A 24128-nucleotide genomic window follows, 5' to 3' on the forward strand; every position below is an offset into this window, starting at 1 on the left:
CGCCGGACGATCCTCATGGTCTTGCTCGAGACCGAAACCTGGGAGCAGTACACCGAAACGTCCAGCAGGATGATCAAGGACGCCGAGTACGAGGTTTACGGACAAGTGGAGATCGACGACGGGCATCCCGTGCGAATGACCGCCGACCGCACCTACATCCAGTCGATCAGGGTGTTGCCCGGATGGCCTGGTTCCACTCAGCCCGGCCAACTCTCCGACGAAATCTTGTGGTGTGCCCACCAGCTCCGCTCGATGCGCCCGAGGTTCGAAGTCCGCGGGGACTACTCGCGATACACCGAAGCAGATCTCGAGTTCCATCTGGACCGCCACCGCGACCGACTCATCGACGAAAGGGCATCATGACATCCGACAAGGTAGTGCTTTCACTGAATTTGATGCAGCATGCGGTGAACAGGTGGAACGAAGCCGCTGATCTCCTGAACAGCGCCGCTATGCGAACCTTCAATGTCGAGATAACAGATGGCAGGGCGGGGGCTTTCGCCCTCGCTCTGGAAAAGTACAAGCCTGCCCCCACCTACTTCCTCGACAGGATGCTCGAGGGAAAAGCTGTGTTCAAGGACATCGCGGCAGTCCTACAGCAGGCGCATGACACCTACGAAGCAGAGGACGCGGCCGGCGCACACGCTATCAACAGCAAAACGGGGGAACTGTGACCACTGCCCGCGAAGAGCTAGAAAAGCAGATAGAGGCGATTCGGTCGAGCGCGAGCGAGATCGGTAACCTGCCACAGAAGGTCCAAGACTGGCACGGCGACCTTGTCGCTCTGATCCGCGCCGAAGGATATACCGGAGGACTGGCCACGGGTGGTTTTATCACGACTGAAAGCCATGTTGCCTTGGTGTGGGAGAACCGCGACAAGATTAACAACGCGCTGGGTGAAACCTCGAAACGACTCTCGGAGATAGATCCAGGACTAGAGGTCCCGATCCGATTTCTCGAGTATACGAACGAGTGGCGCAACATCAAGAACGACATCACAAATGCCGCCAGCCTGATCTCCGAAACGGACCTCACCATAGAATGGGAAGGCGACGCGGCCACTCGATACAGAGATATGCGGTTACGGCAAAGAGCCGCAGTGGAATCCATGCCTAAGACGTGCGAGGACATAGCGACAAATCTCGAGACAATCGCAAAGAACGAGCTGACTCTTTACATCGACCTAGCTACGAAATCGAAGGATTTGGTAACGAAGGTCTTGGCAGTCGTGACATCTCTTGTAAAATCATACTTCAGCCTACCGTTCGGGCCCATCTCGGCTTCGGCGGATCTGGTGGCCGCCGTGGATGCCTCGAAAACCTTCATTCTCGGGATCGCCACTTCTATCGCCACCAACGCACAGACGAATATCATCGAAGGAAACAAGATTTCACAGAACATATCGGCGAACGCCGGTCTTCCTATGAACAAATGGCCACCAGGCGTCGTCTCGAGCTATGGTGACGGCATCACCGGGATCAGCACCGCGCTCGGCGACGCATCGGTGAAAGACGGCGACAAGTCGGATTGGGAGTTGAAGCTGTGATCAGGTCCGGACGGATCGCCTTCGTCGCCGCAATCACTATCACACTCGCCACCGGATGCTCCACCGCGCAGTCACCACCTCCTCCTGCACCGCCACCGGGAATGACACTTCGCGACCTGTGCGATTCACTACTAGCATTTTTTGCGAACGATCTGCATGCAGTTGACCAGATACCGGAAACGCTCGTCAACATGGATGCAACGATCTCGGTTGGTGGGACCTGCGATGCTAACAACCGTGAGCTACGAATAACGAATGGCTATGTGCAGGTACGAAACACGCTGACCGATATTGATCCAACTGACAGGGTCCCCGGGTTCGTGAAAACAACCGAACTGGGCGAGACAGTCTGGGTGCTGGATAATCGCAAGGATACAAAATATGCCAGCACCAACGTCGATTTGGCCACGCGAATCGGAGAGTGGAACGGGGCACTCAGAATTATGAACTCCGTGACCCAGACAAAGAACGGCCCCCTCAACCTAACCGAGGAAGACATACACAAAGCTGCCCGCTACCTCGTCGAGCTGACCAGGAAACTGCCGAAAACGTAGTGAGCGCAACGCTCAGCCATAGCCAAGAGGCGTTGCCCACCGTGCCGAGGCAACTACTGGACGAGCTCTGCTCTCCAATGCGCGAGGGTGGATTGGGTGTGGATGGTGGCGGGGTGGGCGGGGCCCAGGGCTCGGAGTTCGGCTACGAGGAGGACCTCTAGTTCGGCGATGGCTCGGGGGATGTCGCCGGATTCGGCCCGGGCGGTGGCGAGGTCGTTGCGGGTGGCGAAGGTGCCGGGGTGGTCGGGGCCGAGGACGCGGAGGCGATCGACGAGGAGGTTTTCGAAATCGGTGATGGCGGCGAGGTCGCCGCTCTCGGCTAGGTAGCCTGCGAGGGCGCTTCGGGTGGTGAGGGTGTCGGGGTGGTCCGCGCCGAGGACCCGGAGGCGGTCGGCGAGCAGCCTGGTGAATTCGGCGCGGGCGCCGGCCAGGTCGCCGCTGCGGTCGCGGAAGGCGGCCAGGTTGTTGCGCGCGTTCAGGGTTGCGACGTGGTCCGGGCCGTAGATGCGGAGGCAGTCGGCGAGGAGTTGTTCGAATTCGGTGCGGGCGCCTGCGATGTCGCCGCTCTCCCCGCGCCAATAGGCGAGGCTGTTTCGGGTGCGCAAGGTTTGCGGGTCGTCCGGGCCGATGATCCGAGCCCGGTCGAGCGCGAGCTGCTCGAAGTCGGCGATCGCGCCGCCGAGGTCACCGAGGTCGGCTCGGTTGGATGCCAAGTCGTTTCGAGTACGGAGGGTATCGGGATGGTCGGGTCCGAGCAGCCGGAGCTGGTCGGCGTGCAGGCGTTGGTAATCGGTGCGCGCACCGGCGAAGTCACCGCAGCGGGCCCGATAGGTGGCCAGATTGGTGCGCGTGCCAAGGGTTTTCGGATGATCGGGGCCGAGTATCCGGAAGCGATCGATGAACAGCAGCTCGAATTCGGTGATGGCGCCGATCAAGTCGCCGCTTTCGGCGCGGTGGTACGCCGCGCGGCTCCGGGTGGTCAAGGTGTCGGGGTCGTCCGGGCCGAGCGCCTCGGTGAAGGCGGGAATCCAGGCGGACCACAGGTCACGGTTGTCGGCGGCGCGCTGCGTCTGCAACATCTCCAAGAAGTGGATGGCGCTGGCGGAATCCCGGTACGCCAGGCAATGCCGCACGGCCGACCCACGCGCGTAGTCGGCGGCCCGATCGCTGGGACTCTCCTTGATGGCGGCGACGATCGCGCGGTGCGCGGCCTCGGGTTCCACCCCGAGCAGTTTGCCTTCGGCACGCAGACTGGGCAGCAGCGCACCGTGCGTCACACCGAGCGATTCGCGCGCCGTTCCCGGGTGGCTGCGGGTCACTAACGCGCCCAAAGCCACTGTGATATCGCGAATCCTGGCGATGTGCAGATCCACTCCGAGCGACGTCAGCGCGGCATCGAGCAGTTCGAGCGGCAGCACCGGACCGACGCCTGCCGCAACCAGGACGCTCAGCAATGCCCCTGTCGCACCGGTGGTTTCGGGATCCATACTGCTCAATGCGTTGTCCACTCGCATGACAACGATCCGGTCGAGGCCGATGCCGTCGGCGACCGCGCTGTCGGTGATGCTCGACGCCACCTCCTGCAGCATGCGGGCCAGCAGCCACCCGCCGGAGACGACATGCGCACCGTCCGCCTCGGCCGTCGGCGCCTCGGACAACAAGCGCTGAATCCAGGCGATCCACTGGGACGGGTACGCGGGTGCACCGCCTCGCGCGGAACCGACGACCGTGGCGATGTCGTCGGCGGCAGGCTCGCCGACCTCGATGCGATACATGTGCGCCAGCGCCGGATCGTGCTCGACGCCGGTGCCGTCCCTGATGCCGAGAATCACCCGGACATGTCGCAGGTCGTGGCGCCGGGACAGATCGGCGATGGCGCCGACCAGCAACTTCCGCGTGCCTTCCTGCGGCTGGTTGAGGCCGTCGAAGACCAGCGTCACCCGCCTGCCCGCGGTGGAAAGCCTGGCCAGTGGGTGGCGCACCAGGATGTCGAAGATGTCGTACTCGTCCCTGGCCCGCTGCGTGCGCACGGCACGCGCCGCGTCCGCGAACCCGGGCAGCCGGACGCTGAGCTGCGCGGCGAGTTCGGCGGCGACCGCCTCGATCGCACTGGCGGCGGTGAGAAACACTGCGGCGGTGATGTATTCGGGCGTGATCGCCAAGCCTTCCACCAGGCTCGGCCGAATCAGCATGGCGAGCAAGGTGGATTTGCCCGCGCCGGTCGGACCGATCACCACGCGCAGGCGATTGCTGCCCGCATCGATGATCGCGTCGAGGTGCTCACGAACATCGGGAGTGACCAGCAAGTCACGGGTGAGCTGGTCGACGAAGCCTGCGGCGGAGCGCCCGCTCACCGCGTCGCGATGCCGTGCGGTGTTGGGCACCAGCCACAGTCCCGGATCCGCGCTGTGCGCCATCGACACCGAGCCCGACGTGAACGAAAGATATTGGGGCTGTTGGCGAGTGCACTGCCCGGCGATCGGATCGATCAGGTCGGCGGGCAGCAGGTTCTCGCCGCGCAGCGGCAGCCCGTCGATGAAGGTGTCCAACATGGTTCGGGTGAAGCAGCCGGAGAACGCGGGACCCTCCCCCGCCGCGACGAGCATCTCCATCCGGCCTGCGGCCTGGGCCAGCAGATCGGTCCACCGGCGCGCGGCACCGAGCACGCCCTGCCCGGTCTCGCAGGCGTCGACCAGCACGACCAGCCCGTCGACGGCGGACTGGTTCAATCGCTCCCTGATCTCCTGGGTGAGATGAAAGGCGTTGCGCGAGTTGGGCACTGCGGGCGAATCATGGCTGAGCAGATAGAAGTCCTCGGCGCTGGTCGCCACCCCGTGCCCGATGAACGCAAGCAGCAGCGTCGCTTGCCGCGCACTGGCCGCCGCGAACGCCGCGTCCACCGCCTCGACCAGCTGATCTGCCGTCGGATCCAGCACCGGCCCGTCGGCGTCGATGGCGGACCGCCAGCCGCCGACCTCGGTCAAACTCCCGTACAACCCCGAGGCGAGTTCGCCGGTGAACCCCAGTTCCCCCAGCGCCACACATTCGGACCCGACCACCAGCGCGAGCCGTCCTCCCATGCAAGCAACATACCCGCGCGCTTCGCCGCGCACTGACACACCCGCCACCTGGGCATTCGCGCACCGTGTCCATATTGATACCGAAAGGTGCTGCGCGAGACGTAGTGTGGCGGGTCTGAGTGCCAGTGGGAGGAGATCGGTGCGATGGGCGACCCCGTGGTCGGTATGACGGGTACGCTCTCCTCGCCGATCCGGGGTGCCGGGATGCTCGGCGAGGTCCTGGTGGCGATCCGAGGGGGAACGGAGCTGTACATCGCCCGTGCCGCCGAGGCCATTTCCGCAGGGGCGACCGTCTTGATCATCGCGGTCAGCCCCGGCCGCATCGTCGATGTGGTGCCGTGGGTTCCGCTGACGCCGGAATCCGCCGAAGGAATCTGAAACAGTAAGGGAGACAGAGGTGCTGGGCTACCACGTACCCAATCCGGATGAGGCGATGCTGATCAGCGGCGCCAAGACCAAGGACGACGCGCCGTTCAAGGTGGTGATCGGCCGCGGTAGCTGGGTGATTCCGCTGTTCCGCAAGGTCAGCTACCTGTCGCTGGCCATGTTCGAGGCGGAGATCAAGGAGCGCTGCGTCACCAAGCAGGCGATCCAGCTCGAGGTGCGCGCGGTGATCGCGTTCAAGGTCGCCAACGACACCCAGTCGATTGTCAATGCCGCGCAGCGTTTCCTGTCCGAACAGGAAAAGGAGATGTCGGTCCTCACCGGGCGCATTTTCTCCGGTCACCTGCGCTCGATCGTCGGCTCGATGACGGTCGAGGAGATCATCAGGGAACGTCAGAAGCTGGCCGACGAAGTACTTGTCGCGTCAAAAGTGGAGATGGGCAATATCGGGCTCTGGGTCGATTCCTTCCAGATCCAGTCCATCGACGACGGCAACCTCGGCTACATTCAAGCGCTGGCGGCGCCGCACAATGCGTCCGTGCAGCGGGACGCGCAGATCGCCCAGTCCGAGGCGGCGCAGCTCGCGGCCAAGGCCGAGCAGGAATCGCTGCGCAGGCAGGCCGAGTATCAGCGGGAAACCGCGATCCTGCGCGCGGAATATCAGCGCGACATCGACAAGGCGAATGCCGAAGCGGCACAGTCCGGCCCGCTCGCCGAGGCCAAGGCGCTGCAAGAGGTGCTGACCGCGCAGGCGGTGCAGGCGACCAAGGAGGCGGAGCTGCGCGAGCAGCAGCTGCAGACCGAAGTGGTGAAACCCGCTCAGGCCGAAGCGGATCGGGTCCGCATCCTGGCCGAGGCGGAGGCCGACCGGACCAGGATCCAGGCCGCGGCGGCCGCGTCGAACAACCGGATCGCGTTGGACCAGTTGTTGATCGAACAACTCCCGGAAATCGTCAAGCAGGCGTCCAACGGGCTGGCGAACGCGAATCTAACCGTACTCAACGGTCCGGACGGGGTGAGCGAACTGGTGAACGGAATGGTCGGTCAAGGACTGACTGTTTTCAATTCATTACAAAAGGCGCTTTCGTCCAACGACGGAGAAAACGCGGGCTAAGGTGACCGGGAAGCGACGGCGCGATGAGGAGCAGGTGTAGGTGTCCATCGGGAAATTGGTGTCGTTCGACAGCTCTCGGGGGTTCGGATTCATTCGACCGGAAGACGGCGGGCCGGACGTGTTCGTCCATGTCAACGACATAGGGCTGGATGAAGACGAGTTGCGCCAGGGGCGGGTGTTCGAATTCGACATGACAGAGGGTGATCGAGGGCCGAAGGCGGTCAATCTGACGGTGGTCGGCGGTCAGCCGAGCCCGCCACCTGCCGCGCACAAGTCCAAGCACCGGTCGAACTCGGGGCAGCTGACCGCCGCCGAGCACAAGCGCCTCATCACCGAGCTACTCCTGGACGCGAGCCCGGCGCTCACCGCGGGTGAGATCATCACCATCCGCGACCGGCTCACCGTCTTCGCCGAGCAACACGGCTGGGTGGAAAACTGACGCGAACGCCGCGTCCGGCAAGTCCATGATCTTGTCGGACGCGGCGCATACGATCATCGGGATGAGTGTTTCCGCACCGATGAATCACTGTCGCCAGCGACGTCTCTATCGGTGAGGACACGACACCGAGGAGGACCGCGTGGAGCTACCCGTCATGCCGCCCGTCCGGCCGATGCTGGCCAAGACCGCGCCCGGCGTGCCGCGCGAGGCGGGACTGAGCTATGAACCCAAGTGGGACGGCTTCCGCTGCATCGTGTTCCGCGACGGCGACGAGGTCGAGCTCGGCTCGCGCAACGATCGTCCGCTGACCAGGTATTTTCCCGAGGTTGCCGAACTGCTGAAGCAGGCGCTGCCGGACAAGTGCGTGGTGGACGGCGAGATCGTGGTGGTCACCGATCAGGGCCTCGACTTCGACACCCTGCAGAACCGCCTGCATCCGGCGGCCTCCCGGGTCAACAAGCTCGCGGTCGAGACGCCGGCCAGTTTCGTGGCGTTCGATCTGCTCGCCCTCGGCGACAAGGACCTCACCGACGAGCCGTTCGCCGAACGTCGGCGGCTGCTCGAGACGATTCTCGACACCGAACTCTCCCGGGTGCATCTGACGCCGATCACCCAGGATCCCGATGTCGCCGAGGACTGGTTCACCCGGTTCGAGGGCGCGGGCTTCGACGGCGTCATGGTCAAGGGCAACGACCTGACCTACCTGCAGGACAAGCGGGTGATGCTCAAGGTCAAACACGAACGCACCGCCGACTGCGTGGTGGCGGGCTTCCGGTGGCACAAGGACGGCGAAGGCGTCGGATCGCTGCTGCTCGGCCTGTTCGACGAGGACGGCAACCTCAACCATGTCGGCGTGGCGAGCAGCTTCACCGCCGCCCGGCGCAAGGAACTGGTCGAGGAACTCGCGCCGCTGCGCGAGCACGCGCTGGACAATCACCCGTGGGCCACGTGGGCCGACGCCGTCGCGCAGGCCAAGGCCGACGGCAAGATGCCGGGCGGGGTGAGCCGCTGGACCGGCGGCAAGGACCTGTCGTGGGAGGCGCTGCGCCCCGAACTGGTGGCCGAGGTGCGCTACGAACACGTGCAATCCGGGCGGCTGCGGCACGGCGGCAGGCTGGTCCGTTTCCGGGCCGACCGGACACCCGAATCCTGCACCTATGCCCAGCTCGACGAGGCGCCGCCCGCCGAACTCGGCGCGATCTTCAGTGAGGCCCGATGAGTAAAACGGAGTCCGTCGATATCGAGGTCGACGGCAGGACCGTCAGCATCAGCAATCCGGGCAAGGTGTATTTCACCAAGCGCGGCGAAACGAAACTCGATCTCGTGCATTACTACCAGGCGGTGGCCGAGCCCTTCCTGAATGTGGTCGGCGGCCGTCCGCTGCTGCTGGAGCGTTATCCCGACGGCGCGTCGGGCAAGTCGTGGTTCCAGAAGCGGGTGCCGAAGACCGCGCCGGACTGGCTGCACACCGTCGAGGTGACCACGCCGAACGGCACCACCAGCGACGCGCTCGTCGCGCACGATCTCGCGCACATCCTGTGGGCAGTCAACCAGGGCTGCTTGGGTTTTCACGTGTGGCCCAACCGTGCGGACGATCTGAAGATCGCCGACGAGCTGCGCATCGACCTCGATCCCTCGCCGGGTATCACATTCGACGACCTCCGGCGGGCCGCCGTGCTCACGCGAGAGCTGTTCAGCGAGTTGGGGATCGAGTCACGGATCAAGACCTCGGGATCGCGCGGGTTGCATATCTATGTTGCGCTGCAACCGAATTGGGACGGCTACCAGGTCCGCGCGGCCGCCGTCGCGCTCGCCAGGGAACTGGAGCGCAGGCATCCCGAGGAGATCACCGCGCAGTGGTGGAAGGAAGAGCGCGGCAACCGCGTGTTCGTCGATTTCAACCAGAACGCCCCGCACAAAACGGTATTCGGCGCGTGGTGTGTGCGGCCGAAGGTCGGCGCCCAGGTCTCGACGCCGATCGACTGGTCCGCACTGGCCGACATCGTGCCGGACGAGCTCACCATCGCGACCGTGCCCGCGCGCCTGGCCGAGTTCGGTGATCCGTGGGCCGATCGTGCACCGCAATCCATTGCGCCGCTGTTGGAGATGTCGGAGCGGGACATGGCGTCCGGCCTCATGGACGCGCCATGGCCGCCGCAGTATCCGAAGATGCCCAACGAACCACCCCGGGTGCAGCCGAGCCGCGCCAAGAAAGAGGAGTAGCGCACGTTCGCTCGGCAGGTGACCCTGCTCAATCGACGGTGCTACTCAGAGGTCCACAACGCCCATATGCCATTGCGGCCGGGGTTCTCGCAGATCAGCGCACGGCCGTCCGCGGTGCGCCCGGATTTCCCGGTGCTCCCATCACATTTCGCCCCGGCCTGCTGGATCGCCGTCGACACGTTGTAGGGACCGGACCACAGGAATGCGGTCCCCGATCGCAAGCAGATCAGCGTGCCCCCGTCGGCCGCACTGCCGATCTGGCCGACCTGCGCGTCGGTGCAGGCCGTGCCCTTCTTCAGGTTGCTCGGCGCCGCCGTCGCGGTCGGCGCCACCGTCGTCGTGACCGGACTGAGCGCGACAGTCGTTGTGGGCGGCGCCTTTTGCTCGGTGGTCGACTGTGCCGACAGATTCACGGTCGCCGCAGGCTTGTTCGCGCGCAGCAGGTCGTCCGGCACGATCCTGCCGGACAGCACAACGAGCCCGGCCAGCGCCGTCACCTCCGCGACACCGATCAGCAGCGCGAACATCGCCATCACCCGGCCGCGCGGATGCGAGAACGCGATGAAGCCGAAAACGATGGCGACCGGGAACAACCCGAGCAGCGCCGCCACCAGCGCGACAATCGCGTAGGGGTTGATGATGGGCGGAATCTCCACCCGTAGTCGTCCGGTGCGCCGCCGCGGCGCCGCCTCCTGCCAGCGATCATCAGGGTCGGATTCGCCCCAGCGCTGCTCCTCCTCCGCTTCCGGCCACCGATCGTCCTGCGCCGCCGCAGGCCAGCGTTCCGATTCACGGCGTTCTGCCCGTGCCATGCCAGGTCCCTCTCCACACCACACACCGTGCAGGAACCTCGGACTATCCGGACCCGCCCCGATATCCCGACCCACAATAGGGGCAGCGCGGCGCGTGCTCATCACAAATGTCTAATTACCGCCCAGTTCGTCCGGCGGCGACATTCGACCGCTGCGAATTACTGGATATTTGCTGGTCCACGGTTCATGCTGATCGGAATGTGTGACTGATCTCGAGATGACTCCCAGGAGGATCCATGCTCGGTAGCACCCCCGACGGCCGCGACGATCGGCCGTGGCACGCGCAAGCCGGCGATCTGCTCGGCGACAATTTCAATATTCCTGGCCTCATTCTCTGCGGATTGGGCATGGTCGCATTGGCCTGCACGCTCACCGCCGCCGGATACGGCCTCGACCAGTACACGCAGACCGGCGCGATCGTCACCGCCGCACTGTGGATCCTCGGCGTCGGCGCGCTGGTGGTGGAACATCGACGCGAGGAAGTGATCGAGCGGACGCACGGCAGGCACGGGCACATGCCAGGGCACCGGCGTCCGGTGCGCTACAGCGCGGCCCGCGTCCCCGCCAACGAGCTCGCGCCGGAAACCCGCAGCTGAGAACCGGGACCGTCGGCGCGCTCAGCGCCGGCGGTCCACCTTCGGCAGCGATTCGGTGACCAGCGTCATCAGCATGTCGGCGAGCAGCTCGTGCACCTGCGGTCTGGTCAGCGTGCCGCGCGTGATCCATTCCCGCCCCGCGACTTTCACCAGCCCGCCGTAGGCGCGGACCATCGCGCGCAACGCCGCACTGCGCGCCGAATCGGCGAGCCCGACCATGAGCAGCAGCCGTTCGGCGGCCGCGTCGTCGGCCTGATCCAGGATCTGCTGCACCTCGGGGTCGTCGCCGACGCCCTCGTGGCTGGTCACCTTCACCCAGGTGCTGCCGTGCTCGGCGATGGTGTCGAGCAGCCAGTGCACGCTCGCCTCGACACGTTCGCGTTCGGTGCCGATCGGCACGATCATGTCGTCGAGCTTGGGCAGCGTGACCATGCGGCGAACGACCGCAAGATAGAGGTCGCGCTTGTTGCCGAAGTAATGGTTGATCAGGCCGCGGGCCACCCCGGCGCGCTGGGCCAGCTCGGCGGTCGACACGGCCGCATACGGCCGTTCGCCGAACATGTCGATCGCGCACGCCAGGATCTGGGCCCGCCGCTCGTCGGGTTCGAGCCGACGGCGGCGCGGCGCCACCGCGCCGTCGGCGTCGTCCCGAGGCGCGATGGGGTCGCTCGAGGTATCAGAGAGACCGGGCAATGAGATCCTTCATTACCTCGTTGCTGCCCGCGAGGATGCGCAGGACGCGGGCGCCGGTGTAGAGCTGCGAAATCGGATACTCCGTCATGTAGCCGTAGCCGCCGAACAGTTGCAGGCAGCGGTCAACCACGATACCCAGCTGGTCGGTGAGCCAGTACTTCGACATCGCCGCCGTTGGGATGTCGAGCTCGCCGCGCAGATGCTTGACGATGCAGTCGTCGAGGAAGGTGCGGCTGACCTTCGCGAGGGTCGCGCACTCGGCGAGCTCGAATTTGGTGTTCTGCATCGCGAACAACGGCTTGCCGAAGGCCTCGCGGCCCTTGGTGTAGTCGATGGTCAGCTGAACGGCCTTCTCCATCATGGCGACCGCGATGATCCCGGTGACCAGTCGCTCCTGGGCCAGCATCTGCATCATCTGATAGAAGCCGAGGCCCTCGGCCTCGCCGAGCAGGTTCGACGCGGGCACGCGCAGTCCGTCGAAGAACAACTCGGCGGTGTCCTGGGCCTTGCCGCCGATCTTGTTCAGGATGCGGCCGCGCTTGAAGCCCGGTGTCTCGTCGGAGACGTCGGCGTAGATCAGTGAGACGCCGGACGCGCCCTTGGTCGGGTCGGTTTTGGCGGCGATGATGATGCCGTCGCAGAGCCAGCCGTTGGTGATGAAGATCTTCGAGCCGGTGATGACGTACTCGTCGCCTTCGCGCACCGCGCGGGTCTTGATGTTCTGCAGGTCGGAGCCGGTGCCGGGTTCGGTCATGCCGATGGAGAGCACGATCTCGCCGCTGGCGGCCTTCGGCAGCACCCGCTGCTTGAGCTCGGCGGAGCCGAATTCCTTCAGGTAGGGCGCGATGATCGAGCTGTGCACCGGCATGCCCATCGAGCCGTCGCCCGCGCGCGACTGTTCCTCGATGATCGCCGCCTCGTGCGCGAATGTGCCGCCGCCACCGCCGAATTCGGTGGGGATCGCCGTGCACAGCAGGCCGAGCTCGCCTGCCCGGTTGTACAGCGCGCGGTCGGGGTGTCCCTGGGCGACGAACTTCTCCTCGTGTGGGACGACGTCCTTTTCGAAGAACGCCTTCGCGAGATCGCGTACCGCCTCGACCTCGTCGTCACTCCATGCGGCGCGTGCCATCTTCGGATCCTTTGCTCGCTGCTGTTGCTACCCGCGGCATCGCAGATGGCCGCTCGCCATCAGATTCTCGCACTATTGGCAATGTGTCAACAACCCGGGCGTATGTCGAGGCGCACCGGTACTGTCAGCAGCGGAAGTGAGCGCATCATGCGCAAGCACGCAAGCCGACGCGACGCAGCCGTGTACAGCGGCGACGAAAGCCGGTACGGGTCAGCGCGTCTGGTTGACCGCGGCGAGCGAGGTGAAGATCGGCGTCTCCGGATCCGCGGAAATGCCCTGCCTGCGCAGGAATCCGTCGATCAGACCCCAGACGAACTCGGTCGCCTGATCGACGAATTCGGCGGTGCGCGTTGGCTGGTCCGCGGATTCCGCCGAATCGCCGAGCCACAGATCGGTGATCGAGACGACGACGCCGACCACCGCGCGGGACAGATAGTCGATGCCCGCGGTGTCGATCGGAATGGATTCGGCGATCTCGCGCGCCTGCCTGGTGAAGCGATCCGAGGCGGCGCGGCCGAGGTCGAACTGCAGCACCGTTCCGTCGGAGCGCTGGGTCACCTGCGCCTGGCCGAGGAAGCGAAAAACGTTGGGATGCTGCAGAATACTGTCGGCGTAGCCGGTGAGCACGCGACGCAACGCGGTGCGCGGCGGTTGCAGCATGAGGGTCAGGTCGTTGCCCGCGGCCGCCGCCGCGGACTTGGCCATCCGCTGGCCGATCTCGGTGTAGAGATCGGCCTTGTCGGCGAACTGCCGGTACAGGCGCGGCTTGGTGATGTTCGCTTCGCGGGCGATGTCGTCCATGCTCGGCCGCGGACCGTCCCGGTCGATCACCCGGATCGCCGCATCGACGATCTCCGCGCGGGAGGTCGCCGAAGAACGGGTGCTTGGACGGGCCACGTCCGCAGCATACACGTACCGCCGGTACGGTTATCAGCGTGAGCTACGCCATAATGTGGCCGTTGCCCCTCCCCTTCCCAGCAAATACTTCGTACTGTCAGTATCGGAAAACGTACTGGCGGTACGCCTGGGAGTTACGGCTCGACCTGACCTCCGGCCGGACCGACAATCGCGGCACCGGTAGGCAGCGCACCCGAACGAGGCAACGACATGACGAACGAGCTCGACACCGAAACGCCCCGCCCGGACCGGCAGTGGACGGTGACCGCCGACGGCACCGATCTCGCCGTCTTCGAATGGGGCGACCCCGCCGCCGAACCCCTGGTCCTGGTGCACGGCCTCACCGACACCCACCGGGTGTGGGCAACGGTGGCCGCGTTGCTGACCGACGGCTTTCGCGTGATCACCTATGACGTGCGCGGCCACGGCCGGTCGGATAATCCCGCACTGCTGTCGGAATTCCGGCTCGACCGGCTCGCCGACGACCTCTTCGCGGTGATCGAGGCCGCGAGCCCGAATCGACCGGTGCACACCTGCGGACACGGTTGGGGCGCGGTGCAGCTGTGGGAGGCGGTGTGTGATCCGAGGGCGAACACCACGATCGCGTCGTTCACCGCCATCGCTGGACCCAACCTCGATCACTTCGGCCTCTGGCTGCGCGCCATCGCGCCGCACGTCCGGCTCCACGCGGGCGATGTCGGCTGGTGGCTGCGCAGCGTGCGCTGGACGCTGAGCCCGGTGCCGGTGGCGCGCAGGCTGTATCCGCCGCGGGTGCGGACCCTGCTGGTGGAACGGCTCGGCGGTGTTTCGCCGGTGCCTGCCAGGATCGCGCGCACCTGGGCAACGGATCTGCTTGCGGGCGGGCGCATTGCGCAAGCCAACCTCCTGCATCACGTGCGACGGCCGCGCGTGCGGCGCACCGCCGTGCCGGTGCAGCTGCTCGTCGACAGCACCGATCCGTTCGTGCCCGCCGCCATCTACGACACCTCGACGCGCTGGGTGGACCGGCTCTGGCGGTGCGCGGTGCCTGCCGATCACTGGCTGCCGGTCACCGAGCCGCTGCTCGTTGCCGAGGCGATCGCCAACTTCGTCGACGACATGCGCGCCGACCTCGCCTCGATCACCCCGCGCAGCAGCTGACCCGATCCTTTCGAACCGATACGGAGATCCCATGCCGGACGCAGCAACTCCGCTGATCCGCACCCTCGGCGCGCCACTGCCCGACGAGTTCGACCGGCTCAGCGCCGCCGATCTCGCCGAACTCGATCGACTGCTTCGGGCCGCACAGACCGCGCGCGGCCAGCGCCTCGGCGCGGCGGTCGAGTCCTCGCTGCAGCTCATTCCCCGGCTGATGCGCCCGACGGTCAAGAAGGCGCTCGGCTTGTGAGTACGCAGTTGATGGCTCGCGCCGAGGCGACGAAACTCGCTCGGCTGCTGGAACTCTCGGATCCCGCGGCACTGGACTTCCTCACCGGCCTCTCGCCGGACGCGATCAGGGAATTCCGCGAGCGGGCCACCGACCTGCTGTTCGACGGCGATGCGGCACGGATGAAACGCATCGCCGCCGCAACGAAATTGGTGCCGACCGTGATCAGCGCGAAGGCCGCGGAGCGCGCGTTCGGGCCGGTGCTGTGCGCGGCGGTCGCCGGGTCGGTCGAGCCGTCGCGCGCGGTCGATATCGCCAAGGCGCTGCCCGCCCGCTTTCTCGCCGAGACCGCGATCCAGCTCGACCCGCGCCGCACCGCCGACATCATCGCGGCCGTACCCGCGAAACTCGTTGTGGCCGTGGCGAAGGAGTTGGGCGGGCGGGGCGACCACGTGACGATGAGCCGGTTCGTCGGCGTCGTGCCCGAGGAGTCGATGCGCGCCGCGGTGCCTGTACTCGGCGACGCGGACCTGCTGCGCGTCGGGTTCCTGATGGAGGACAAGTCGGCGGTCGACCGGCTGATGGGCCTGGTCACCGACCGGCTCGCCGGAGTGATTCTGGCCGCGCACGAACACGATCTCTGGGTCGAAGGGCTCGACCTGCTCGACAGCGTCGGTCCGCAGAACCGCGCCGTGCTCGGCGATATCGCCGCCGGACTCGGCGGCGAGGTGCTCGACAGCCTGGTGGCTGCGGTGCGCGAGCTCGACGCGTGGGAGGCACTGCTCCCGGTGACCAGCGCGATGAACAAGGACAGCCTGCGCGCCTTCGCCGAACGGCCTGCGGTACAGGAGGAATCGGTGCTCGCCTCGATCATGGATGCCGCGTTGAACAAGGGTTTCTGGCTCGAGCTGCTGCCGCTGGTCGTGCATTTGAACGAGGACCAGCGGGCGATCCTGGCCGCTCGGCTCGCCGACAAATCCGACGATGAGCTCGGCGAACTGGTCGCCCAAGCGGACAAAGCCGACCTCTGGGAGGCCATGTTGCCGATCGCACTGGCCATGACCGACACTGATCGCCGCCGGATGGCAGGCCTGCCGATCCTGCAGGAACCCGCGGTGCTTCGCACGGTGATCACCACCACCGCCACCCACGAACTCTGGTCGCAGGCACTGCCTTTGGTCGACGCGCTGCCCGAGACCACCACCCCGATCCTGGCCTCGTGCATCGGGGAGCTCAGCAGGGATCAGCTGCTCGCCGCGCTGCGCACCGCCGCGCGCGGCGACAACATCGACACCCTGGTCGATATCGCGCTCGCCCAGGACGCCGCGGGCCGCGCCAGGGTGCTCGAGATCATCGACAGGATGGACGATCTCGACGAATTTCTCGCCGCGCTGACGCCGGAAACCCCGGAGGTGGTGTGGGACGGGCTGATCGAGGTCCGCGCGGAAATCCCCGCCGCACTGCGCAGCCGGCTCGCCGCACGCGCGGACGAGTGCGGGCGTGCTGCCGCGGCCGCGCGGCTCGGTGCGGATCCGGCCTGACCCGATCGACCAGCGGCCTCGGCGCCGAGGTGATACTTTTCGCCCATGATGGGGTCGTCGGATCAGCGGCCTCCGCGTTTGAGCTACGCCGGATGGCTGCATCAACCGTTGACGCCGACCACCCCGATGCGGCCGCACCCGGATGGGCGGGTGCCACCGCGGACGCTGGTTCGGCGGCCGCAGCTGGGTCGTGGTCGGCGGTGGACGGTGCTCGGCGTCGTGGCCTGCGTCGCGGTGGCCGGGGCTACCGGCGTCGCCGTCGTCTCCTCCGAGAGCAATCGGGACAGCCCAGCCGCTGACCTCCGTGGCTATCACGCCGTCGACAATCTCTGCGCGATCACCGACACCGTGCCCTACACGCACGCCGGATTCGCCTTGGCCCCTTCCCGTCCGGCGTCTCCGCGCTACCCGCTGCGTGAGGCGCTGCTGCACCGTGCCGTCGACACGATGCGCTGCACCATCCAGCTGGTCCCGACCGGCTCGACCGACCTCACCACCCTCACAGCGAACGCCAAGGTGCACAAGCAGACCGATCCCGGGCCCGAGTTCGCCGCGCGCTTCGAGGCATGGACCCAGTCCGACCTCACCAAGGACGACAGCGTCACCCCGGTCATCGGACTCGGCGACGAGGCGTATCTGGTGCGGCGGACCACCGAGCAGGCCGACATCAGCGGCGTCACGCTCGGCGTGCGCGACGGCTGGACCACCTATGAGATCAGCTGGCTGCACCGATCGGTGGGCGAGGCGAGCACCGTCAGGATGCCGACGATCCCCGAGGTCGTCGACCTGTTGAAGCACACGGCGACCACCACCTTGGCGCTGCTGCGGGCTTGAGCTGACCCGTCCCGCCCGCTGCGTCGGCAGCCGTGCCGTTGCGCACCCGCCCCGCCGGCGTCGCCGACTGCCATCCGCGCAGGGGCAACCGGGCGGCAACCCGGTCCGGCGGTTTGCGACAATGAGCGGGTCGATTGCCCTGCTCAGTGAAGGATGCCTGTACCTCCGATGGCCGAAAGCATGATTGATCCGGACGAACTCGCGACCTGTCTGCGGGTGCTGGACCAAGCCGGACAGCTGGAGAAGGAGCATCCCGACTCGGTGGCGGTGCAGCGCGCGGTCGGCCACATGTTCAAGAAGCTCAAGCAGCGCCGCAGGACCGAGGCGCGGGCCGCGGTGTCGGCGGCCGATCGCGAGGTCGTCGCGGCGACGGCCACCGGCTCACCGCAGCGCATCGACGACGAGACCGCGGGCATCCCGCTCGCCTCGAATGCCGCCGGGGGCAGCGCGGGCACCCTGCTCCGGCCGCGGCCCTGCTACATCTGCAAACAGAAGTACACCCAGGTCGACGCCTTCTACCACCAGCTGTGCCCGGAGTGCGCGGCGAGCAGCCACAGCAAGCGGGACGCCCGTACCGATCTGTCCGGCCGCCGCGCGCTGCTCACCGGCGGGCGCGCCAAGATCGGCATGTACATCGCGTTGCGTTTGCTGCGCGACGGCGCGCACACCACCATCACCACCCGGTTCCCGAACGACGCCATCCGCCGCTTCACCGCCATGGACGACAGCCCGCAGTGGCTGCACCGTTTGCGCGTGGTCGGCATCGACCTGCGTGATCCCGCGCAGGTGGTCGCGCTCGCCGACGACGTGGCCGCGCAGGGCCCGCTCGACATCCTGATCAACAACGCCGCCCAGACCGTGCGCCGCTCCCCCGGCGCCTACAGCGCGCTGGTCGACGCCGAGTCCGGTGCGCTGCCCGCAGGCGCGCTACCCGATGTGGTGACGTTCGGCAAGACGATGCAGGCCCATCCCACCGCGCTCACCGCCTCGCTCACCCCGACGCTGTCCGCTGCCGATGTCGCCGAACTCGCGCTGGTCGCGGGATCGGCCACCCCCGAACGCATTTCGCGCGGCATCGCGATCGACGCAGGCGGCCTGGTGCCGGATCTCGCGCACACCAACAGCTGGGTGCAGACCGTCGCCGAGGTCGATCCCACCGAGTTGCTCGAAGTGCAGCTGTGCAATTCGGTCGCGCCGTTCATCCTGGTGTCGCGGCTGCGCCCGGCAATGGCCGCCGCGGCGGCGCGGCGCAAGTACATCGTCAACGTCTCGGCGATGGAGGGCCAGTTCTCCCGCGCCTATAAGGGTCCTGGCCACCCGCACACCAACATGGCCAAGGCCGCGTTGAACATGTTGACCCGCACCAGCGCTCGCGAAATGCTCGAGGCCGACGGCATCCTGATGACCGCCGTCGACACCGGCTGGATCACCGACGAGCGCCCGCACTACACGAAAGTCCGTCTCGCCGAAGAGGGTTTCCACGCGCCCCTCGATCTCGTCGACGGCGCCGCCCGCGTCTACGACCCGATTGTCCAGGGCGAGAACGGCACCGACCTCTACGGCTGTTTCCTCAAGGATTACCAGCCGTCACCCTGGTAATTCGCCAGTATCACGTCACCAGTTGTACCGACGACAACCGCGAACATGCCAGGTACGCTGCCGTTTATGCGCTCGCCGATATCGATGATCCGCTGGCCTGTCTCGATCCTGCGCATGGCGATCGGCGGACGCACCATGGTCCGCACCGGACAGGTCGGCGACGGTCGCGAGCAGGTGCTGCTCGAGCACGTTCGCGCGCATGCCACCGCGGGTGACCCGGACAGCGTCGTCGACACGATCGACGACTTCGCGCGCCACCACAGCGTTTTGATGAACGTCGGCGACCGGAAAGGGCTGCTGCTCGACGCCGCCATCCAGCGGGCCGCGCCGGCGCTGCTGCTCGAACTCGGCGCCTACTGCGGCTACAGCGCCGTGCGGACGGCGCGGTTGCTGCCCGACCGCGCACGGCTGGTGTCGGTGGAGGCCAACCCCGACAACGCCGAAATTGCCCGCGCCGTCATCGAATACGCGGGCCTGGCCGATCGAGCGAGCGTGGTGGTCGGCATGATCGGCGACGGCGGCGCGACCATGCGGCACCTGGCGATCGAACACGACTTCGGCCCTGCCGCACTCGATTTCGTGTTCCTCGACCACTTGAAGACTGCTTATCTGCCGGATCTGCGGTCGATCATGGCCGCGGGCTGGTTGCATCCCGGCACCGTCGTGGTCGCCGACAACGTGAAAGTTCCAGGCGCCCCGGACTATCGCCGCTATACGCGCGAGGAGGAAGGCCGCGCCTGGCGCACCATCGAGCACAAGACGTACGTCGAGTACCAGTCGCTGATCAGCGATCTTGTGCTCGAATCGGAATACCTGGGCTGACCCGACGCGGCTACGCTGGTGGCATGCTGTATCGGCTGCTGGCCGATGTCACCGCTGCCGCGCACTTCGCGTTCGTGGCGTACGTGGTGGTCGGCGGATTCCTGGCGTGGCGGTGGCCGCGTAGCTTCGTGCTGCACGTGCTCGCGTTCTGCTGGGGGTTCGGGACGGTCCTGTTCCAGATCGATTGCCCGCTCACGCAGGTGGAGAACTGGGCGCGGCATCGCGCGGGCGAAGCCGGGTTGCCGTCGAGCGGATTCATCGATCACTACATCACCGGAGTGCTCTATCCGGAGAGTGCGCTCGGCACCGTGCGGGTGCTCGTCGCGGTCGCGGTCGCGGTGTCGTGGATCGGCTACGGGTGGCTGCGCATGCGACGCTCCGGACCGCGCCTGCGGGTAGCCCGGTAGCCGGTGACGTGCGGTCTCCGGCAGACCGAGATCTGACCGGAGACCTTTCGCGAGCCAGGTGGACGCGGCAGCCTAGTTCCGTGCGACTGAGATCGCTGGATAGCGAACGGCTCTCACGCAGGCGAGTGATCCTTCGCGAGGTGTGTCGTGACGGACGCGGCCACCTCGGCGGGATGTTCGTCGATGAAGAAGTGACCACCGGAAAACGTTGCACGCTCGAAGCTTCCGCTCGTGAACGCACGCCACTCGTCGGCCTGCTCCGGTGTCATGGTCGGGTCGGCGGTGCTGACCATGGCCACGATATCGGCGGCGAGCGGGTCGCCCTTCGTGTACCGATAGGTCTCGATGGCCTGATAGTCGCCGCGCATGGGCGGCAGCACCAGTTCCGCGAGACTCGGCTCGTCGCGCAGCATTTGGATCGGCGCCGGGTCCGCGGCCAAGCGCTCCAGATCCGCGATCAGATCCGCATCGGTGCCGAGGTGGATGCGCTGGGTCTCCACGAAAGACGGTGCGGGACGGCCGGACGCGAACAGGGTCGACACCGGCTGGCCTGCCCGCTCGAGCCGACAGGCCGTCTCGAAGGCAAGCGTCGCGCCCATGCTGTGGCCGAACAGCGCAAGCCCGTCGATGATTCCGTGGCGCAGCACCTCTTCGGCAATCCGATCGGCGAGCTGGCCGAGTTCGGTGATCGGCGCCTCGCGCATCCGGTCCTGACGCCCCGGATACTGCACCGCGACAACGGCAACGCCGGCGCCGACCCGTTTCGCCAACTCTCGATACACCGTCGCCGCACCACCGCCAGGCGGGAAACACAGCAGGTGGCGGCGGGGAGTCGGCACGGATCGCAGGATCCGTAGCCACTCACTGGATCCGATGGTTATGCCCATGTCGATCTCCTTCTCAGACGGAACTATTACGCTCGTTCGCGTGAACGCGCACACACGGCTGGTACACGACTACGAAGCCGGAATCGGTGTAACCGCCTCCGCCATTACCCCTTCCCTCGAACCGGGCAGCAATCTGGCTGCGACACTGCCGGTCTGGGCGCTCGCCGCAGGCTCGGTCGCGGCGCTCACCGCCGCGTCGAACCGCATCAGAACCGTCCGCGGCCTCGACCCGGTAGCGCACCACATCGACCCAGGACGCATCACCGCGGCCTTCTGTAGCGAACGTCTGCTCCGCATCAACGGCAGGCCCGCGACCATGTTCGCCGAACTCTCCGGATTCTTCCCCACCTACGACGGCTGGGTTCGCACCCACGCCAACTACCCGCACCACCGCGATCGGCTGCTCACCGCGCTCGGCCTCCCGGTCGACGCACCGCTCGACCTGGCCGTCGCGCAGATGGCGATGAGCCGGGCATCCGATATCGAAGAGCACGCGGCCGCCAACGGCGCGATCGCGGTCCGCGTGCGCACCGAACAGGAATGGGCCGAGAGCCCCGAAGGCTGGGCCGCGGCAAGCGGGCCACTGGTCGCCATCGACGAGCGGGCCGACCGCGGCGAACCAGGATTACCGATGGGTGCGGCGCCGTTCCAGCCGCTGCGCGGACTGCGGGTCCTCGACATGACCAGGGTGATCGCCGGACCGGTCGCCACCAGATCGCTCGCACTCCTCGGCGCGGAGGTGTTGCGGGTGGATCCGCCGTGGTTGCCGGAGATCCCGTGGCAGTTCGCCGACACCAGCCAGGGCAAGCGGTCCACCCTGCTGGACATGCGCACGCAACTGCCGATTCTCAACGACCTGCTGCGGTCGGCCGATGTGCTCGTCACCGGCTACCGGCCGGGTTCGCTCGAACACGCGGGGCTCTGGGCGGCCACCCGGCCCGGCCTCGTGCACGGGCGGGTCAGTGCGTGGGGTGAGCGCGGGCCGTGGCGCGGGCGCCGCGGTTTCGACAGCATCGTGCAGGCGGCGACGGGTATTTCGAACGCCGAGGGTCCGCCTGCCGTGCCCGGATATCTGCCTGCGCAGGCGCTCGACCACGCGTCCGGCTACCTGCTTGCCGCAGGTGTGATCGATGCGCTGGTCGCACGGTCGCGCGACGGGATCGGCCGTACCGTGCGAGTGTCGTTGGCGCGCACCGCGTCCTGGTTGCTCTACGCGCCGGACCGCACGCCGCGGCATCCGCCTGCCGCAGCGCCGGACCCCGCGGACGTGATCTCGCACGCGGGCATCATCACCGCCGCGCCCGCGATCGCCGAGTACCCCGCATACACCTCGCCCGCTCCCGACTTCGGCGCCGATCGGCCCGCCTGGCCGATGACGACCCGCTAGTCACTAGCTCCGCTAGTCACTGCTCCACGCTTTTCCACGCAACGCACGCCGTTTCACCGGGGTGCCGCGCACGGATCGAGCGTCAACTCCGTGCGCGGCCCAACGGCTGTGGCGCGCGGGATCCTACTAAAATCGTTTGCGAATTCTTGTCGGTGGCCGATGAGATGGTGGTGTCCGGTTCGTCAGAACTGATATGACCCTCATGGACCGCGCCGACGAAGGAATCCGCCCCGTGGACACCACCCTCGACCTGACCGAGAACACGATGCCCGCACGTGCCGGGCGCCGTGAATGGATCGGGCTCGGTGTACTCGCCCTCGCCTGCCTCGTCTACGCCATGGATCTCACGGTGCTGCACCTCGCCGTGCCGATGATCAGCGCGGAACTCCATCCGACCAGCGCACAGCTGCTGTGGATCATCGACGTGTACGGATTCATGGTGGCGGGCCTGCTGATCACCATGGGCACGCTCGGCGACCGGATCGGGCGACGACGCGTATTGCTCGGTGGCGCCGCCGCATTCGCGGTCGTTTCGGTGATCGCCGCCTTCGCGCCCACCGCGGAGATCCTCATCCTGTGCCGGGCCCTGCTCGGCGTCGCGGGGGCGACGCTCGCGCCTGCCACGCTCTCCTTGCTCTTCACCATGTTCCGCGACGCCAGACAGCGTTCGATCGCCGTCGGCGTGTGGGTCGGTGCGTTTTCCGCGGGCGGTGCGGTCGGTCCACTGTTCGGCGGGGTGCTGCTGGAGTACTTCTGGTGGGGCTCGGTGTTCCTGCTCGCGGTGCCGGTGATGGCGCTGCTGCTGGTGCTCGGGCCGAAGGTGCTGCCCGAGTACCGGGATCCCGACGCGGGCGCCCTCGATCCGATCAGCGCGGCGCTCTGCGTGGCAACCATGATCGCGCTGGTGTTCGGGATGAAGAAGATCGCGCAGGACGGTCTCGGCGCGGCCGCGCTGCTGGCGTTGGCCGCCGGTGTCGTGCTCGGCGCGCTGTTCGTCCATCGTCAACTGACCAGGCCGGACCCGATGCTCGACCTGCGGCTGTTCCGGCTCGGCACGTTCCGGATCGCGTTGCTGGTCAACATCGTTGGGATCTTCGTCGTCTTCGGCTACTTCCTGTTCATCGCGCAGTACTTCCAGCTGGTGCTCGGCTTGTCGCCGCTCGAGACCGGCGTGGCGCTGGCACCGTCGGGCATCGGCTTCATCGTCGGCTCCCAGCTGGCACCGCGCATCGTGCGAGTTGTCCGGCCCGCGTACCTGATCGGCGCGGGCATGGCGGCGTCGGCCGTCGGACTGGTGATGATGACGCAGGTCGGCGCGGGCAGCCTCTGGCTCGCCCTGGCCACCTCGATGGTCCTCTCGCTCGGTCTGGCACCGGTTTTCGGCATCACCACGGAGCTGATCGTCGGCTCGGCACCGGAGGAACAGGCAGGGGCCGCCTCCGGGGTGTCCGAGACCGGCGCGGAACTCGGTGGTGCGCTCGGCATCTCGATCCTCGGCAGCATCAGCATCGCGCTGTACCGCGGCGATTTGGCCGACACGCTGCCTGCGGACCTGTCCGCGGAGGCGGGGCGGTCGGTGCGCGACACCCTGGGTGCGGCGGTCCACACCAGTACGGAGCTGCCCGCCCACCTCGGCGACGCCGTGTTGGCGGCGGCACGCGCCGCATTCGTGCACGGTATGCATGTGACGGCCGGGATCACCGCGGTTGCGGCGGTGGTCATTTCGGTGATCGCGACGGTGCGGCTGCGGCACATTCCCGCGGGTGAGTTAGAGGGTCACGAATAGCGAGCGGTTCGGCTGGCGAACAGAGCTGCAGG

General features: G+C 66.9%; 25 protein-coding genes. 19 read left to right on the plus strand and 6 right to left on the minus strand.

Annotated features, from left to right (window positions below):
* The first annotated feature begins 15 nt into the window (after positions 1 to 15).
* From NA11_RS44645 to NA11_RS44650, 4 genes are read left to right on the plus strand one after another with little or no spacing between them, the layout of a single operon-like run.
* Positions 16 to 363 (plus strand): hypothetical protein, encoded by a 348-nt coding sequence (locus tag NA11_RS44645; protein WP_141717446.1) that lies wholly within the window; start codon positions 16 to 18, stop codon positions 361 to 363.
* Positions 360 to 674, plus strand: coding sequence for a hypothetical protein (locus NA11_RS06645; protein ID WP_069160873.1), 315 nt, complete (start codon positions 360 to 362; stop codon positions 672 to 674). Before NA11_RS44645 ends, NA11_RS06645 begins: the two co-directional genes overlap by 4 nt.
* Positions 671 to 1546, plus strand: a complete 876-nt coding sequence (locus NA11_RS06650) for a hypothetical protein (RefSeq protein WP_069160874.1) — start codon at positions 671 to 673, stop codon at positions 1544 to 1546. The genes NA11_RS06645 and NA11_RS06650 overlap by 4 nt, the downstream gene beginning before the upstream one ends.
* Positions 1543 to 2100 (plus strand): hypothetical protein, encoded by a 558-nt coding sequence (locus NA11_RS44650; protein WP_141717447.1) that lies wholly within the window; start codon positions 1543 to 1545, stop codon positions 2098 to 2100. The genes NA11_RS06650 and NA11_RS44650 overlap by 4 nt, the downstream gene beginning before the upstream one ends.
* A gap of 53 nt (positions 2101 to 2153) precedes the next feature.
* Here the strand turns inward: NA11_RS44650 and NA11_RS06660 are convergent, their stop codons facing one another.
* Positions 2154 to 5180: a tetratricopeptide repeat protein gene (locus tag NA11_RS06660; protein ID WP_069160876.1), complete on the minus strand. Its 3027-nt coding sequence runs from the start codon at positions 5178 to 5180 to the stop codon at positions 2154 to 2156.
* A 144-nt stretch (positions 5181 to 5324) separates the two neighbouring features.
* Between NA11_RS06660 and NA11_RS06665 the strand changes: the two genes are divergently transcribed.
* The 5 genes from NA11_RS06665 to ligD all read left to right on the plus strand — a co-directional run bounded on the left by NA11_RS06665 (position 5325) and on the right by ligD (position 9340).
* The gene (locus NA11_RS06665) at positions 5325 to 5558 is read left to right on the plus strand and encodes an NfeD C-terminal domain-containing protein (RefSeq protein WP_069160877.1); all 234 of its coding nucleotides are present in this window, start codon (positions 5325 to 5327) and stop codon (positions 5556 to 5558) included.
* Between the two features lie 19 nt (positions 5559 to 5577).
* Positions 5578 to 6678 carry an SPFH domain-containing protein gene (locus NA11_RS06670; RefSeq protein ID WP_069160878.1) on the plus strand — a complete coding sequence of 367 codons (1101 nt, stop codon included), beginning with the start codon at positions 5578 to 5580 and terminating at the stop codon, positions 6676 to 6678.
* A gap of 40 nt (positions 6679 to 6718) precedes the next feature.
* Positions 6719 to 7117: a cold-shock protein gene (locus NA11_RS06675; RefSeq protein ID WP_069160879.1), complete on the plus strand. Its 399-nt coding sequence runs from the start codon at positions 6719 to 6721 to the stop codon at positions 7115 to 7117.
* Positions 7118 to 7256: 139 nt separating this feature from the next.
* Entirely contained in the window at positions 7257 to 8336 is a 1080-nt protein-coding gene (locus NA11_RS06680; protein ID WP_218023251.1) for an ATP-dependent DNA ligase, read from the plus strand.
* Entirely contained in the window at positions 8333 to 9340 is a 1008-nt protein-coding gene (ligD, locus tag NA11_RS06685) for a non-homologous end-joining DNA ligase (RefSeq protein ID WP_069160880.1), read from the plus strand. The genes NA11_RS06680 and ligD overlap by 4 nt, the downstream gene beginning before the upstream one ends.
* Before the next feature lie 41 nt (positions 9341 to 9381).
* Here ligD and NA11_RS06690 read toward each other — a convergent pair whose 3' ends face one another.
* Positions 9382 to 10152: a DUF4190 domain-containing protein gene (locus NA11_RS06690; RefSeq protein WP_069160881.1), complete on the minus strand. Its 771-nt coding sequence runs from the start codon at positions 10150 to 10152 to the stop codon at positions 9382 to 9384.
* Between the two features lie 236 nt (positions 10153 to 10388).
* Here NA11_RS06690 and NA11_RS06695 point away from each other — a divergent pair, with 236 nt between their 5' ends.
* The gene (locus NA11_RS06695; protein WP_069160882.1) at positions 10389 to 10748 is read left to right on the plus strand and encodes a hypothetical protein; all 360 of its coding nucleotides are present in this window, start codon (positions 10389 to 10391) and stop codon (positions 10746 to 10748) included.
* Between the two features lie 21 nt (positions 10749 to 10769).
* On the opposite strand, the gene NA11_RS06700 is transcribed toward NA11_RS06695, so the two are convergent.
* The 3 genes from NA11_RS06700 to NA11_RS06710 form a co-directional block, all read right to left on the minus strand.
* Positions 10770 to 11441: a TetR/AcrR family transcriptional regulator gene (locus tag NA11_RS06700; RefSeq protein WP_439957048.1), complete on the minus strand. Its 672-nt coding sequence runs from the start codon at positions 11439 to 11441 to the stop codon at positions 10770 to 10772.
* Positions 11425 to 12570 carry an acyl-CoA dehydrogenase family protein gene (locus NA11_RS06705; protein WP_069160883.1) on the minus strand — a complete coding sequence of 382 codons (1146 nt, stop codon included), beginning with the start codon at positions 12568 to 12570 and terminating at the stop codon, positions 11425 to 11427. The genes NA11_RS06700 and NA11_RS06705 overlap by 17 nt, the downstream gene beginning before the upstream one ends.
* 210 nt (positions 12571 to 12780) lie before the next feature.
* Positions 12781 to 13467, minus strand: a complete 687-nt coding sequence (locus NA11_RS06710; RefSeq protein WP_069160995.1) for a TetR/AcrR family transcriptional regulator — start codon at positions 13465 to 13467, stop codon at positions 12781 to 12783.
* A 210-nt stretch (positions 13468 to 13677) separates the two neighbouring features.
* Between NA11_RS06710 and NA11_RS06715 the strand changes: the two genes are divergently transcribed.
* The 7 genes from NA11_RS06715 to NA11_RS06745 all read left to right on the plus strand — a co-directional run bounded on the left by NA11_RS06715 (position 13678) and on the right by NA11_RS06745 (position 20036).
* Positions 13678 to 14607, plus strand: a complete 930-nt coding sequence (locus NA11_RS06715) for an alpha/beta fold hydrolase (protein ID WP_069160884.1) — start codon at positions 13678 to 13680, stop codon at positions 14605 to 14607.
* 31 nt (positions 14608 to 14638) lie between these two features.
* A complete protein-coding gene (locus NA11_RS06720) occupies positions 14639 to 14854 on the plus strand; it encodes a hypothetical protein (protein ID WP_069160885.1) in 216 nt (71 codons plus the stop codon).
* Positions 14851 to 16374 carry a hypothetical protein gene (locus tag NA11_RS06725; RefSeq protein ID WP_069160886.1) on the plus strand — a complete coding sequence of 508 codons (1524 nt, stop codon included), beginning with the start codon at positions 14851 to 14853 and terminating at the stop codon, positions 16372 to 16374. The genes NA11_RS06720 and NA11_RS06725 overlap by 4 nt, the downstream gene beginning before the upstream one ends.
* 45 nt (positions 16375 to 16419) lie before the next feature.
* The gene (locus tag NA11_RS06730; RefSeq protein WP_141717448.1) at positions 16420 to 17208 is read left to right on the plus strand and encodes a type 2 periplasmic-binding domain-containing protein; all 789 of its coding nucleotides are present in this window, start codon (positions 16420 to 16422) and stop codon (positions 17206 to 17208) included.
* A gap of 168 nt (positions 17209 to 17376) precedes the next feature.
* Positions 17377 to 18807, plus strand: coding sequence for an SDR family NAD(P)-dependent oxidoreductase (locus NA11_RS06735; RefSeq protein ID WP_069160888.1), 1431 nt, complete (start codon positions 17377 to 17379; stop codon positions 18805 to 18807).
* Positions 18808 to 18873: 66 nt separating this feature from the next.
* Entirely contained in the window at positions 18874 to 19629 is a 756-nt protein-coding gene (locus tag NA11_RS06740) for an O-methyltransferase (RefSeq protein ID WP_069160889.1), read from the plus strand.
* Positions 19630 to 19652: 23 nt separating this feature from the next.
* Positions 19653 to 20036, plus strand: a complete 384-nt coding sequence (locus tag NA11_RS06745) for a DUF2784 domain-containing protein (RefSeq protein WP_069160890.1) — start codon at positions 19653 to 19655, stop codon at positions 20034 to 20036.
* Between the two features lie 113 nt (positions 20037 to 20149).
* On the opposite strand, the gene NA11_RS06750 is transcribed toward NA11_RS06745, so the two are convergent.
* Positions 20150 to 20923 (minus strand): thioesterase II family protein, encoded by a 774-nt coding sequence (locus tag NA11_RS06750; protein ID WP_069160891.1) that lies wholly within the window; start codon positions 20921 to 20923, stop codon positions 20150 to 20152.
* A 40-nt stretch (positions 20924 to 20963) separates the two neighbouring features.
* On the opposite strand from NA11_RS06750, the gene NA11_RS06755 reads away from it, so the two are divergent.
* On the plus strand, positions 20964 to 22310 hold the full coding sequence (locus tag NA11_RS06755; RefSeq protein WP_084654236.1) for a CoA transferase: 1347 nt from the start codon (positions 20964 to 20966) through the stop codon (positions 22308 to 22310).
* 265 nt (positions 22311 to 22575) lie between these two features.
* On the plus strand, positions 22576 to 24096 hold the full coding sequence (locus tag NA11_RS06760) for an MFS transporter (RefSeq protein WP_069160997.1): 1521 nt from the start codon (positions 22576 to 22578) through the stop codon (positions 24094 to 24096).
* Positions 24097 to 24128: the final 32 nt, after the last annotated feature.

Source organism: Nocardia altamirensis NBRC 108246 (assembly GCF_001612685.1).
Lineage (GTDB): Bacteria > Actinomycetota > Actinomycetes > Mycobacteriales > Mycobacteriaceae > Nocardia > Nocardia altamirensis.

Excerpts from the sequence above, each read along its gene's own strand:
- NA11_RS06645 (WP_069160873.1), top strand. The coding sequence starts at position 360 with ATGACATCCGACAAGGTAGTGCTTTCACTGAATTTGATGCAGCATGCG.
- NA11_RS06690 (WP_069160881.1), bottom strand. The coding sequence starts at position 10,152 with ATGGCACGGGCAGAACGCCGTGAATCGGAACGCTGGCCTGCGGCGGCG.
- NA11_RS06720 (WP_069160885.1), top strand. The coding sequence starts at position 14,639 with ATGCCGGACGCAGCAACTCCGCTGATCCGCACCCTCGGCGCGCCACTG.
- NA11_RS06715 (WP_069160884.1), top strand. The coding sequence starts at position 13,678 with ATGACGAACGAGCTCGACACCGAAACGCCCCGCCCGGACCGGCAGTGG.
- NA11_RS06695 (WP_069160882.1), top strand. The coding sequence starts at position 10,389 with ATGCTCGGTAGCACCCCCGACGGCCGCGACGATCGGCCGTGGCACGCG.
- NA11_RS06740 (WP_069160889.1), top strand. The coding sequence starts at position 18,874 with ATGCGCTCGCCGATATCGATGATCCGCTGGCCTGTCTCGATCCTGCGC.
- NA11_RS06665 (WP_069160877.1), top strand. The coding sequence starts at position 5,325 with ATGGGCGACCCCGTGGTCGGTATGACGGGTACGCTCTCCTCGCCGATC.
- NA11_RS06660 (WP_069160876.1), bottom strand. The coding sequence starts at position 5,180 with ATGGGAGGACGGCTCGCGCTGGTGGTCGGGTCCGAATGTGTGGCGCTG.
- NA11_RS06730 (WP_141717448.1), top strand. The coding sequence starts at position 16,420 with ATGATGGGGTCGTCGGATCAGCGGCCTCCGCGTTTGAGCTACGCCGGA.
- ligD (WP_069160880.1), top strand. The coding sequence starts at position 8,333 with ATGAGTAAAACGGAGTCCGTCGATATCGAGGTCGACGGCAGGACCGTC.
- NA11_RS44645 (WP_141717446.1), top strand. The coding sequence starts at position 16 with ATGGTCTTGCTCGAGACCGAAACCTGGGAGCAGTACACCGAAACGTCC.
- NA11_RS06750 (WP_069160891.1), bottom strand. The coding sequence starts at position 20,923 with ATGGGCATAACCATCGGATCCAGTGAGTGGCTACGGATCCTGCGATCC.
- NA11_RS06745 (WP_069160890.1), top strand. The coding sequence starts at position 19,653 with ATGCTGTATCGGCTGCTGGCCGATGTCACCGCTGCCGCGCACTTCGCG.
- NA11_RS06705 (WP_069160883.1), bottom strand. The coding sequence starts at position 12,570 with ATGGCACGCGCCGCATGGAGTGACGACGAGGTCGAGGCGGTACGCGAT.
- NA11_RS06760 (WP_069160997.1), top strand. The coding sequence starts at position 22,576 with ATGCCCGCACGTGCCGGGCGCCGTGAATGGATCGGGCTCGGTGTACTC.
- NA11_RS06735 (WP_069160888.1), top strand. The coding sequence starts at position 17,377 with ATGGCCGAAAGCATGATTGATCCGGACGAACTCGCGACCTGTCTGCGG.